The organism is Mesorhizobium sp. M0340, assembly GCF_040321535.1.
Lineage (GTDB): Bacteria > Pseudomonadota > Alphaproteobacteria > Rhizobiales > Rhizobiaceae > Mesorhizobium.
Window position 1 is genome coordinate 63051 of sequence record NZ_JAMYRR010000003.1, and the last position, 11567, is coordinate 74617.

Genomic DNA, 11567 nt, shown 5'->3' on the forward strand with positions numbered 1-11567 from the left:
GCATTTTCGACATTGGGGGCAGGGCGCGATGAAATTGCGATACGAGCTTGGGTTTGCCGCGGTTGCGACGCTGGCTGTGGGGCTCGCTTCAGCTGCTCAGGCCGGCGATGCGGCGGCACGGCGTATCATCGGCTTTTCGCCCGACGGCAACTATTTCGCCTTCGAGCAGTATGGCACGCTCGACGCTGGTGCTTCGGATTCGGGCTGGTCGGAGATCGACATCATCGACACCCGCACCGATCAGTTCGTCGGCGGCAAGCCGATCCTCATCGTCGACGAGACGGAGGATTCGACGCTGACACTTGCGCAGGCGAGGGCACAGGCCGCGGAGCAGGCGGCGCCCTTACTGGCCAAATATTACATAGCGCCGCGTGGCGAACGGACTGGCTTCGACAAGTTCACCTTTCCCGAGGACATGGTCGCCTACAACGACATTGCCCGTCTCGAGCGGGTTTCGCAACAATGGCTTTCGCCGACCTATGACGAGCTTGGCATCTCGACCATTCAGCTCGAGCAGATTCTTGCGGATAGCACGGCGGATTGTTCAGCGAGTTTCGACGGGGCGCAGCAGGGCGAGACGACCGGCAAGGCGCTCGGCTTTCGCCTGACGCTGCAGAGCCAGGACGGCCATCCGATCACGGTGTTGCACGAGGACAAGGCCGTACCCAGTTCGAGGAATTGCCCGACCTCCTATAGCCTGTCGGAATCCTACACCTTCACCCCAGATGCCAAAGCGGGCGTGGTTGTCGTGCTCGTACAGCGCTTCAGCCAGGGATTTGAAGGGCGTGACCGCCGTTTTCTCGCCGTGACAGGCCAGGTGCACTGAGGCAACGCGCTGAGAAGTAGTCCGCTACCCGAGTTGTTGCCCCTAAAGCGGGAGGGCAGCGAGCATAAGTCCGACCCCGCCGGCGATCAGCAAGGCGGCTGCCAGCATCTTTCCATGGCGCTCGAAACCCGTCGGCGCCCGATCCCAATTGTAACGCATCCTCGAACTCCCCAAACCCGCAGATTCTTTATCTTACGCTGGGTGAGGAGGGCAACTGTCTGGCGATGTGCGGCGTTGCCGATGTTGGTCTTGTCACCGGCTATTTCTGGGGCATTCTCCGCCGCTACATGCCCCAGCGCAGCGCGGCCGTATGTACCGGTGCATCCCACCAAACAGCCGCCTCGTCGTCGAGCATGCTCAGCGTGATCGAACAGCCGGCCATGTCGAGCGAGGTCACATAGGACCCGACCAGCGACCGGGCCACCGTGACGCCGTGCTTCTCGAAGATTTTGCGGGCGCTGTTGTACATCAGGTAAAGCTCCATCAACGGTGTGCCGCCAAAGCCGTTGACGAAGAGTAGCGCCTGGCCTCTGGCACCGTCGCCCAGGTCACCCAGGATTGCGGTACAGATCTCGTCGGTGATGGCGTCGGCGCTTTTCAATGTGTCGCGCCGCCTTCCGGGCTCGCCATGGATGCCGACCCCGAACTCCATCTCGCCGTCGCCGATATCGAAGGTCGGCCTGCCCGCCGCCGGCACGGTGCAACTGGTCAGCGCCACGCCCATCGAGCGCGTTGCGCCGTTGACGCGCTCGCCGAGCGCCTTCAACGGCTCCAGTGGCATGCCTTCTTCGGCCGCCGCGCCGACGATTTTCTCGACCACCAGCGTACCGGCGACGCCGCGCCGGCCGGTGGTGTAGGACGAGTTTTCGACCGCGACGTCGTCATTGGTCACGATTTGCATCACGCCTTCCGACATTTCAGCGGCCATGTCGAAATTCATCACGTCGCCCTCGTAGTTCTTGACGATGAACAGGCAGCCGGCGCCCGTATTGACGGCATCGGCGGCCGCCATCACCTGGTCAGGCGTCGGCGAGGTGAATACCTGGCCGGGGCAGGCGGCATCCAGCATGCCGTGCCCGACGAACCCGCAATGCAGCGGCTCGTGACCCGAGCCGCCGCCGGAGATCAGCGCCACCTTGCCCGGCTTGAGCAGCTTGCGGCGTATGAATTTGTGTTCCTCGCCAAGCGCCAGGATATCGGCATGCGCGGCAACGAAGCCGTCGAGGCTCTCGGTCAGCACCGTATCGACCGAATTCAGAAATTTCTTCATGGCTGTCCTCCCGAAATAGCCCAGCGTCAGCTGCCCTTGCCGGCGATGCTGGTGATCTTCTGGATGAAATCGTTGACCGCCCGGTCGAGCGCCGCGTTCTGCTTGTCGTCGCCGAAATCGGGAACGATCAGCGAGACATGACGTGTCTTGCGCATGCCTGCGGCCAGCGACATCTTTCCCGGATGCGCCCGATGGTAAGCCTCAAGGAAATGATCGCGTTCGACCGGGCTGAAATGGCAGACGGAGAAGATAGCCGGCAAATGCTTCGACGGGATCGGCGTCGAGTAGGCCGGGCTTGAAATCTGCGTGACGAAGCTGCGGTGCTTGCCAAGCGCGTCGGCGAGACGCTGGCGCATGCCGGACGGGCGCTGGTCGATCACCTGTGACAGGATCGTCTTGTAGGCGCGGATCGCCTCTTCGGGGCCGGATTGCGACGCCTTGTCTGCCATGCCGGGGCCTAGATCGAAACGTCCGCGATGGCCGCCTTGGCCATCGCGAGTTGGGCGGGAGCGACGGAGAGGTCACGCAGGCCGGTTTCGAGCAGCGCCGGGATCGAGGCGGGGTCGCCGCCGGCATCGCCACACAGGCTGACAGGGATATTATGCTCGCGGCCGAAGGCGGCAACGGAGGCGATCAGCCGGAGCACGGCCGGGTGCCTGACGGAATTCAGATGTGCGACCGACGCATTGTCGCGCGCGGCGGCCATCACGTATTGGGTCAAATCATTCGAACCGATCGAGAAGAAGGCGGCCTTGGCGAATGCCTCCGGTGCGATGGCCACCGACGGCACCTCGACCATGATGCCAAGCGGCGGCATTTTGTGCGCGATGCCGCGCGCCAAAAGGTCAGTCTGCTCCTCAGCGAACAGCGCGGTGGCGTGCTCATACTCTTCCGGAACGGCGATCATCGGGAACATCACCTTCAGATTGCCGTGCATGGCGGCACGTAGCAAGGCGCGGATCTGCACACGAAAGATCTCCGGACGTATCAGCGACAGCCTGATGCCGCGCAGGCCAAGGAACGGATTACCTTCCTCGACGGTCAGGCCCGGCACAGGCTTATCGCCGCCCGCATCGACGGTACGGATCGTCACCGGCCTGTCGCCTGCCCATTCCAGCACTTTGCGGTAGGCGCGATATTGCGTCTCCTCGCCCGGCAGCGTCTTGCCGAACAGGAATTCGGTCCGCATCAGCCCGACACCGTCGCACGCCGCAGCATCGATGCTGTCGACATCGGACGGATCGGCGATATTCACCTGCACGCGGACCGCTATGCCGGTCTTCGTTGCCGCCGGCCTTGTCAGATAGGCTGCCGCTTTGCCGCGATGCGCCGCGAAAGACGACGACGATCGCCGGAATATGGCGATCTCCGCTTTCGTAGGCGCCAACACGATGCCACCATGTTCGGCATCGAGCAGTGCGATTCCGGTAAGGTGAGCCGGCGAAGCACCTGGCCTGGCCAGCCTACGCTCCATGAGCCCAAGCCCCACCACCATGGGCACGCCGCGTGAGCGTGCCAGCATTGCGACATGACTTGCGGCACTTCCGGCCGTAAGTGCTATGCCGCCGCCGGCACTCCAGTCGGTTTCGAGGAAGCGCGTCGGTGCGATATCCTCGCCGTAGAAGATCGCACCCGCTGGCGCGGCAATGTCGCCGCCCCCGGTCAGCGCGCGCAGCACCTGGTCGCGTATATCGCGCATGTCGGCGGCGCGCGCCCGGAAATAGTCCTGCTCGGATGTTTCATAGCCGGCTATCTCGGCGTCGAGCGCTTTTCGCCAAGCCACATCAGCAGCCATGCCCTCTGCAACTCGCGCAAAGGCCGGGCCGGTCAGCGCGTCGTCCTCCAGCATGGCGAGCTGGAATTCGAGGATCCCGGCCGCCTCGCTGTCGCTGGTTTCGATCAATGTCGCGAGCCGGCCCGCGGCAATGGAGATGGCGGCCTCAAGCGCCGCCTTCTCGTCCGCGGCAGTCGCCTTGCGGACATAACGCACAGCAGCCCGGTCCAGATCGAACAGCGGCCCCTCGGCATAGCCGGCCGATGCCGAAATGCCCTGCAGCCTAAGCGGTTCGGGCATGGTCCTTGCCTTCGTCGAAATCGCGGCGCACCAGCTCGACCAGTGCTCCGACCGCCTCGCCGGCGCCGTCCCCTTTGGCTCTGATGTGCAGGACAGTGCCTTTCGGCGCTTTCGCAGCCATCACCTTGACGATGCTCTTGGCGTCGAACCATGGCCCGTTGGCGGCGAGCGCAATCTCGACGTCGGCCGAAAACGTCTTGGCAAGCTTGGTGAACTTCACCGAAGGACGCGCATGCAGCCCCACCTCATGGGTGATCAGGACGCTGGCTTCGGCTGCTGCGGACATGCTTGTCAAAATTCCCGTTCGTTCACGACGGCGACAATTCGTGCGCCGTCGCCACCACTTCCCTGAGCGAGGCGCCGCCGGAAGCCTCGGTCGCCGCCATCACCGCGCCTTCGACGATCGGCGCATTGCAGACGACGATCTTCTGGGCGCGTGGTTCGCCGATCATCTCGATCGCCATCTCGCTATTGGTCTCGGCACCTCCGAGATCAACGAGGATCGCGACACCCGCCTCCGACCAGGCCTTGTCGATGGCGCCCATGATCGCCTCGACATTGGTTCCCAGCCCGCCATGGCCGTTTCCGCCGCACCATGCAAGCGGCACTTCGTTGCCGACCATCTGCCGCACCATGTCGGCGGTGCCTTCGGCGACCAGCGGCGAATGCGAGACGATGACGATGCCGACATTGCTCATGCGCGCCTCTCGATTGCTTCGGCTACGGCCCGCACCAGAAGCGCGGTCGAGCGTGCGCCGGCATCCATATGACCGATCGAACGGTCGCCAAGGAAGGAGGCGCGCCCACGCAGCGCCTTCATCGGCACGGTCGCGTCGGCTGCGTTGTCGGCGATCTCGGCGATGTCCGCTGCCGCCTTTCCCTGCACGAGGGCTTCATGTACCGGCTGCAGCACGTCGAGCATGGTTTTTTGCCCGGCCTGCGACTTGCCTCTGGCGGCCACTGCTTCAATCGCCTTGCCGAAGGCCGCCGCCAGATCGGCGCGATCCGGCGCGGCGGGAATCTCCTTGCCGAGCACCATGAACAGCGTGCCGAACAAGGGACCGGAGGCTCCGCCGACGGTCATCACCAGTTTGGTGCCGATCGCTTTCAGCGCTTCGGGCAACGGCTTTGCCGCAAACGCGCCGGCCTCGGCCCGCACGGCCTCGAAGCCGCGTTTCATGTTGAGCCCATGGTCGCCGTCGCCGATGGCCTGGTCGAGCCTGGTCAGCTCTTCGGCATGGGCGGCGATGGTGTTTGCCGCCGCCTCGATCAGCGTGGAAATATCGGCTGCCGCCATGTCACCCATGCTCCTGGCCCCTGCGCTGCCGGCAGTACGAGAAAATTGCATATCCGGCAACTGAAGCATTCTTTTCCCAGTCAAGCGGGTTCGAGCAACGCAGCGAGGGCCGTGAAGACCTCGGCGACGGCAAAGGCGCCGGGGTCGACCACGCCGTCGAGCTGGCTGCCAATATAGGCGGACCGCCCGGCCTTGGCCTTGCGCATGGCAGCGGTGGCCTCGGCGCCGCGTCGCGCCGCGACCGCCGCGTCCTCCAGACTGCCGCTATCCAGCGCCTTCAAGGCGGGTTCCAAGGCATCGATCATCGTGCGATCGCCCATCCTCGCTCCACCATAGAAGGACATCCGATCGAGGCCGGCGAGAAGCGCCTTGGGAAGCGTTTCGCCAGACTCCAGCGCCTGCGCGGCGGCGGTGAAGAAGATCGACAGCAGCACGCCGCTGGAGCCGCCCATGCTGGCACTCAGGATGTCGCCCACGGCGGCCAGCGTGGCGGCAGGGTCGGCGAGCGGCAGCGCCGCAAGGCGGCCAAGCACGCTGCGCGCACCGGCCGCCACAGTCGATCCGGTGTCGCCGTCTCCCGCCTTGGCGTCCAGTCCGTTCAACGCGCCTTCAAGCGAGATCAGCCGGTCGCAGATGGCGACCACCAGCCGCTCGGTGCGTGCGTCCGGGCTGGCTTTCGACGCGTTGCCCCGGCCGGCGGCTTTCGCCATCGGCACGACGCTGGCTTGGCGAACGGCTCTTGCCGGCAGCCAGGCGTGAGGACCTACCGGCGCCCGCAACGCCGCTTCGCGCGGTGCATCGAGCCGGATCAGCGACAAGGAAAAGCCGTTCATGTTGAGCGCGGTCATAAGCTGCCCGGGTCCGATCGTCAGCGTCACCTTTCGTGCCAGCGGTGATGTCAACACCGCATTGGCGACAAGCAACATTTCCAGCGGTGGCACCGAACCGAGATTGTTGATCAGCAAGGCGTAGTCGCCGGCGGGATCGAGCCGCGCGGCAAGGCGCTCCGACATGATCGCAACCAGCCTTTCGGCACTTTGCACCGCAATCCGCTCAACGCCCGGTTCGCCATGGATGCCGAGGCCGAGTTCAGCGTCGTCGGCGCCAAATCTTTCGTCATGGCTCTGACCGGGGATCGAGCAGGATGACAGCGATATGCCGAGGGAAACGATATCCGCCGCCGCGGCCCGCGCAGCAGCGGCAACCGTCGCCAGATCGTTGCCGGCTTCCGACATGTGGCCGGCGATCTTGTGCACGAACAAGGTGCCGGCAACGCCGCGCGGCTGGGCAATATCAGGCAGGGCGATGTCGTCGGCGACGATCACCATCTCGACGCGGAAGCCTTCGGCGCGCGCCTTCTCGGCGGCCAAGCCGAAGTTGAGGCGATCGCCGGTATAGTTCTTGACGATCAGCAGGCACCCGGCGGGACCGGTCACCGCGCGGATGGCCGCCAATACTGCTTCCACGCTCGGCGAAGCAAAGATCTCGCCTGATACCGCCGCCGTGAGCATGCCCATGCCGACGAAGCCGGCATGCGCCGGTTCGTGCCCGGCCCCGCCGCCGGAGATGATGCTGACCTTGCTTTTGTCCCAGTCTGCACGGAGGACGACCTTGATTTCGGGATAGCCGTCGAGGCGGGCGAGATCGCCGGTGCCGGTCGTGCCGAGAAAGCCGTCCAGGGCCTCAGTTACGATCGTATCCCTGCGATTGAAAAAATGCTTCATCGAATTGGTCCACTCCGGTGCCCGAAATTGCCGGTTGAAAGGTGCCAGGAAAACACTCGCGCAGCGCTCACATCAGCCGTCGCCCATCGGCGCCGAAATACAGCGGCGTGCGATAGCGGATCATGATCCTGTCGCCCTGCGCCAGGTCGGTGTCGGGGTCGGTTAGCGTCACCAGCTTCCTGGTCCCCACCGTCACATGCAGATGGTTCTGGTCGCCGAGATGCTCGACCCAATCGACGACGCCATCGGCATGGCCGTTCGCCGCCTTCGCGATCGAAAGATGTTCGGTACGCGCACCAATTGTCCTGGTCCCCGCCGGCGCTCCGCCATCCGGCAGCAGTCCGACCGGCAACAAATTGATTGCCGGTTGGCCGAGCCTGGCCGCGACGTGAAGGTTTGCCGGCTCAGAATAGATCGTGCGCGGCGAACCGATCTGGACCAGCACGCCGTCGGCGAGGATGCCGATGCGGTCGGCCATGGTCATCGCTTCGATCTGGTCATGGGTGACGTAGAGCATGGTGGCGCCGAGTTCGGCCTGTATGCGCTTCAGCTCGAGCCTGAGATCGGCGCGCAGCTTGGCGTCGAGCGACGACAGCGGCTCGTCCATCAGGTAGATCGACGGCTTGCGCACCAAAGCGCGGCCGATGGCAACGCGCTGCATCTCGCCGCCCGAGAGTTTGGTCGAGCGATTATTCAGCTTGTGGTGGATGCGCACCATCTTGGCCACGTCCTCGACGCGGCGGCGGATCTGGTCCTCCGGCATTTTCCTTGCCGGCGAGCGCAGCGGAAAGGCGAGGTTGTCGTAAACCGACAGATGCGGATAGAGCGAATATTGCTGGAACACGAAAGCGGTGTCGCGCTCGGCCGGCGACAGCGTCGTCGTGTCGTGGCCGGCAATATGGATCGAGCCCGCTTCCGGACGCTCCAGCCCGGCGATCAGCCTGAGCGTTGTCGTCTTGCCGGCGCCGGTCGGCCCGAGCAGCACGACGAATTCCCCGTCGGCGATATGCAAATCGAGATTGTCGACGGCGACATGCTCGCCAAAAGCCTTTGTCACGCCTTTGATGTGAACGTCAGCCATGATGCGCTCTCCCCTGGGAGGCCGAGTCATGGATTTCGGTGCGCACAGCACGGCCGGATCCTTTTGCGAACAGCGACAGCCGCGCGCTGTTCAGCGCCAGGCCCACATGATCGCCCGGATTGAGCCGGATTTCGGCCGGCACCCTGGCCTTGATGATGCCGTCTGCCGTCTCCACCGCCACGATCTGCGTGGTGCCGAGATATTCCGTGCCGTAAATAGCTCCGCGCAGCTTCGAAGCGTCGTCGAAGCGGATGTGCTCCGGTCGGATGCCAAGCGCCATCTCGGCCGGCGCGACATCCTCGCGGACCTCCGGCACGGCCACCCTCGCGCCCTGCACAACAACTTCCCTGGCGCCCTTTGAAAGGCCGCCGCCGAAGCCGAGGAAATTCATCGGCGGCGAGCCGATGAAGTCGGCGACGAACATCGTCGCCGGCCGATCATAGATCTCGCGGGGAGTGCCGAACTGTTCGATGACGCCGTGGTTCATCACCGCGATCTTGTCGGCCATCGACATCGCTTCCATCTGGTCATGCGTGACATAGACGGTGGTGGCGTGGATGCGGTTGTGCAATTCGCGCAGCTCATGGACCATCAGGTCGCGGAATTCGGTGTCGAGCGTGCCGAGCGGCTCGTCCATCAGGAAACATTTTGGCCGCCGCACGATGGCGCGGCCGAGCGCCACGCGCTGGCGATCGCCGCCGGCTAGCCCGGAGACCGACTTGTTGAGCAGATGGTCGATCCGCAACAGCTTCGCCGTCTCTTCCACCCTGGCCCGAATTTCAGCGCCTGGCATGCCTTGCGCCAGCAGCGGGAAACCGATGTTCTTTCTCACATTCATGTGCGGATAGAGCGCGAACAGCTGGAAAACAAAGGCGATGTCGCGCTCGCGGGCACGCCGCATGGTGACGTCCTCGCTGCTAAGCAGGATCTTGCCGCCGGTAGGCAGTTCGAGCCCGGCGATCATACGAAGCGTCGTCGTCTTGCCGCAGCCCGACGGCCCCAGCATGACGAAGAATTCGCCGTCCTCGACGACGAAGTTGGAATCCTGCACGGCGATGAAATCGCCGAATGCCTTTCTCAGATGTTCGACCCTGATCTCAGCCATCGTCTACTCCGGAAATTTCGAGACGATGATGAACATCGCCGTGCCGGCCAGCATGGTGACGAACGAATAGGTGTAGAGCGCCAGCGCGAAGGGCTGGAACAGCATCAGGAAGCCGATGGCGATGATCGCCGTGGCGACGTTTTCCATCAGTCCGCGTCTGGCCCAGATAGGCCAGCGCGATTTGCGTTTTACGGTCAGGCTCATTTGCGCACCGCGCCGAAGGTGATGCCGCGCAGCAATTGCTTGCGAAGCAGGATGGTGAAGACCAGGATCGGCACCAGGAAGATCGTCGTGCCGGCCGCAACCGCCGGCCAGTCCTGGCCGCCTTCGCCGATGATGGTCGGGATGAAGGGCGGCGCGGTCTGCGCCGTGCCCGAGGTCAGCAGCGCGGCGAAGGCGTATTCGTTCCAGGCAAAGATCAGGCAGAAGATGGCGGTTGCGGCAATACCGGTGGTCGCCTGCGGCAGCACGGTGCGCCAGAACGCCTGCAGCCTGGTGTAGCCGTCGATCATCGCCGCCTCTTCATATTCGCGCGGGATCTCGTCGATGAAGCCTTTCAGCAGCCAGACTGCCAGCGACACGTTGACCGCCGTATAGAGCAGGATCATGCCGAGCGCGGTGTCCGACAAGCCGAGCTCCCGATACATCAGGTAGATCGGGATGGCGACGGCGATCGGCGGCATCATCCGCGTCGACAGGATGAAGAACAGAAGGTCGTCGGCGAGCGGCACCTTGAAGCGCGAAAAACCATAGGCCGACAGCGTGCCGAGGAACACCGCGCAAAAAGTCGAGCCGAAGGCGATGATCAGCGAATTGACGAAGCGCGGCATGAAGTTCGACGGGCCGGCGATCACCATGTTGCGCTTGCGTACCGTCTCGTCGCAGACCCCCGTCGCCGGTCCCAGCGAGTTGATGTATTCCGGGGTTTGCCGAGTCCGGGTCGAGAACAAGTTGCAGTAGCCCTCGAGGCTCGGCTGGAACAGGATCTTCGGCGGATAGGCGATCGAATCCGGCGGCGTCTTGAAGCTGGTGGCGAAGATCCACAGCAGCGGCACGATCGAGATCAGCGCGTAGGCAACGATGATCGTGCCGGCGACGCGCTTCGACGTGGCCGAGGGTGCGACAACGGAATGGGCTGACGTCAGGCTCATCTCTGCTTCACCTTGTTCAGCGCCTTGACGTAGATGTTGGCCAGGCCGAACACCGCGACGAACAGGATGATGGCGAAGGCCGAGGAATAGCCCGTCCGCCAGCTTTCGAAGGCCTGCCGCTTCAGCGTGATCGAGGCCACTTCGGTGGTCGATCCCGGCCCGCCGCCAGTGAGCAAATTGACCATGTCGAACATCTTGAAGTTCTCGATGCCGCGGAACAGCACCGCCAGCATGATGAAGGGCAGCGCCATCGGCAGCGTGATCGACCAGAACTGCCGCCAGTTGGAGGCGCGGTCGACCTCGGCCGCTTCGTAGATGTATTCGGGGATCGAGCGCAGGCCGGCGAGGCAGATCAGCATCACGTAAGGCGTCCACATCCAGGTGTCGACGATGATGATCGACCATGGCGCCAGCGACACGTTGGAAAGCATGCTGATCTGCGTTGCCGGAATGCCGGTGACGAATGAGACAGCGTAGGCGAACAGCCCGATCTGCGGCTCGTAGAGAAAGCGCCAGAAATTGCCGACCACCGCCGGCGACAGCATCATCGGCACCAGGATGATGGTCGTCCAGAAGGCGTGCCCGCGGAACTTGCGGTCGATCAGCCAGGCCAGCGTAAAGCCGATCAGCGTCTGCAGCAGGATGGTCCAGAACACGAAATGCGCCGTCGTCTGCATGGCGATCCAGATGTCCTGGTCGGCGAGAATGCGCTTGTAGTTCGCGAGCCCAAGGTTCTTCACCACCTCATTGGGACGATTGGCGCGAAAATTGGTGAAGGACAGATAGATCGCCCAGAACAGCGGGAAGATGTTGATGGCTAAGAGCAACAGGATCGTCGGCGAGATGAACAGCCAGGCGAGGCCCTTGTCGCTGATGCCCCGGACCTTTCGGGCCAACGGCTCGGGCGTAGCCCGGGCAACGCTGTCCGCAGTCCGATTGAGCATGGTCAGTCCTGCTTCGGTCACTTGGATCGTCTCGACAATGGAATTTATCTGAACTGTGTCCCGTGCCAAGGGCGGCACGGGACGGTTCGGTCATG

General features: G+C 63.8%; 13 protein-coding genes. 1 reads left to right on the top strand and 12 read right to left on the bottom strand.

All coding sequences use genetic code 11. The features are described 5' to 3' along the window. Positions 1 to 28 precede the first annotated feature (28 nt). Positions 29 to 826, top strand: a complete 798-nt coding sequence (locus NKI79_RS05070) for a DUF2259 domain-containing protein (protein ID WP_352800239.1) — start codon at positions 29 to 31, stop codon at positions 824 to 826. 283 nt (positions 827 to 1109) lie between these two features. Here the strand turns inward: NKI79_RS05070 and dhaK are convergent, their stop codons facing one another. The 12 genes from dhaK to NKI79_RS05130 all read right to left on the bottom strand — a co-directional run bounded on the left by dhaK (position 1110) and on the right by NKI79_RS05130 (position 11472). Then, a complete protein-coding gene (gene dhaK / locus NKI79_RS05075) occupies positions 1110 to 2096 on the bottom strand; it encodes a dihydroxyacetone kinase subunit DhaK (RefSeq protein WP_352800240.1) in 987 nt (328 codons plus the stop codon). Positions 2097 to 2122: 26 nt separating this feature from the next. Beyond that, complete coding sequence (locus tag NKI79_RS05080) at positions 2123 to 2545, bottom strand: hypothetical protein (RefSeq protein WP_352479842.1); 423 nt, start codon at positions 2543 to 2545, stop codon at positions 2123 to 2125. An 8-nt stretch (positions 2546 to 2553) separates the two neighbouring features. After that, positions 2554 to 4170: a phosphoenolpyruvate--protein phosphotransferase gene (gene ptsP, locus NKI79_RS05085; RefSeq protein WP_352800242.1), complete on the bottom strand. Its 1617-nt coding sequence runs from the start codon at positions 4168 to 4170 to the stop codon at positions 2554 to 2556. Next, the gene (locus tag NKI79_RS05090; RefSeq protein WP_023676329.1) at positions 4154 to 4456 is read right to left on the bottom strand and encodes an HPr family phosphocarrier protein; all 303 of its coding nucleotides are present in this window, start codon (positions 4454 to 4456) and stop codon (positions 4154 to 4156) included. The genes ptsP and NKI79_RS05090 overlap by 17 nt, the downstream gene beginning before the upstream one ends. 22 nt (positions 4457 to 4478) lie before the next feature. After that, positions 4479 to 4868 carry a dihydroxyacetone kinase phosphoryl donor subunit DhaM gene (dhaM, locus tag NKI79_RS05095; protein ID WP_352479844.1) on the bottom strand — a complete coding sequence of 130 codons (390 nt, stop codon included), beginning with the start codon at positions 4866 to 4868 and terminating at the stop codon, positions 4479 to 4481. Beyond that, positions 4865 to 5467 carry a dihydroxyacetone kinase subunit DhaL gene (gene dhaL / locus NKI79_RS05100; RefSeq protein WP_352800244.1) on the bottom strand — a complete coding sequence of 201 codons (603 nt, stop codon included), beginning with the start codon at positions 5465 to 5467 and terminating at the stop codon, positions 4865 to 4867. The genes dhaM and dhaL overlap by 4 nt, the downstream gene beginning before the upstream one ends. Positions 5468 to 5547: 80 nt before the next feature. Continuing rightward, positions 5548 to 7191 carry a dihydroxyacetone kinase subunit DhaK gene (locus tag NKI79_RS05105; protein ID WP_352800246.1) on the bottom strand — a complete coding sequence of 548 codons (1644 nt, stop codon included), beginning with the start codon at positions 7189 to 7191 and terminating at the stop codon, positions 5548 to 5550. 67 nt (positions 7192 to 7258) lie between these two features. Beyond that, positions 7259 to 8272: an ABC transporter ATP-binding protein gene (locus tag NKI79_RS05110; protein WP_352800248.1), complete on the bottom strand. Its 1014-nt coding sequence runs from the start codon at positions 8270 to 8272 to the stop codon at positions 7259 to 7261. Then, the gene (locus NKI79_RS05115) at positions 8265 to 9377 is read right to left on the bottom strand and encodes an ABC transporter ATP-binding protein (RefSeq protein WP_352800250.1); all 1113 of its coding nucleotides are present in this window, start codon (positions 9375 to 9377) and stop codon (positions 8265 to 8267) included. Before NKI79_RS05115 ends, NKI79_RS05110 begins: the two co-directional genes overlap by 8 nt. A 3-nt stretch (positions 9378 to 9380) precedes the next feature. Beyond that, entirely contained in the window at positions 9381 to 9581 is a 201-nt protein-coding gene (locus tag NKI79_RS05120; RefSeq protein ID WP_254816114.1) for a hypothetical protein, read from the bottom strand. Then, entirely contained in the window at positions 9578 to 10528 is a 951-nt protein-coding gene (locus NKI79_RS05125) for a carbohydrate ABC transporter permease (RefSeq protein WP_254816115.1), read from the bottom strand. Before NKI79_RS05125 ends, NKI79_RS05120 begins: the two co-directional genes overlap by 4 nt. Beyond that, positions 10525 to 11472, bottom strand: coding sequence for a carbohydrate ABC transporter permease (locus tag NKI79_RS05130; protein WP_302893612.1), 948 nt, complete (start codon positions 11470 to 11472; stop codon positions 10525 to 10527). Before NKI79_RS05130 ends, NKI79_RS05125 begins: the two co-directional genes overlap by 4 nt. Between the last annotated feature and the right edge of the window lie 95 nt (positions 11473 to 11567).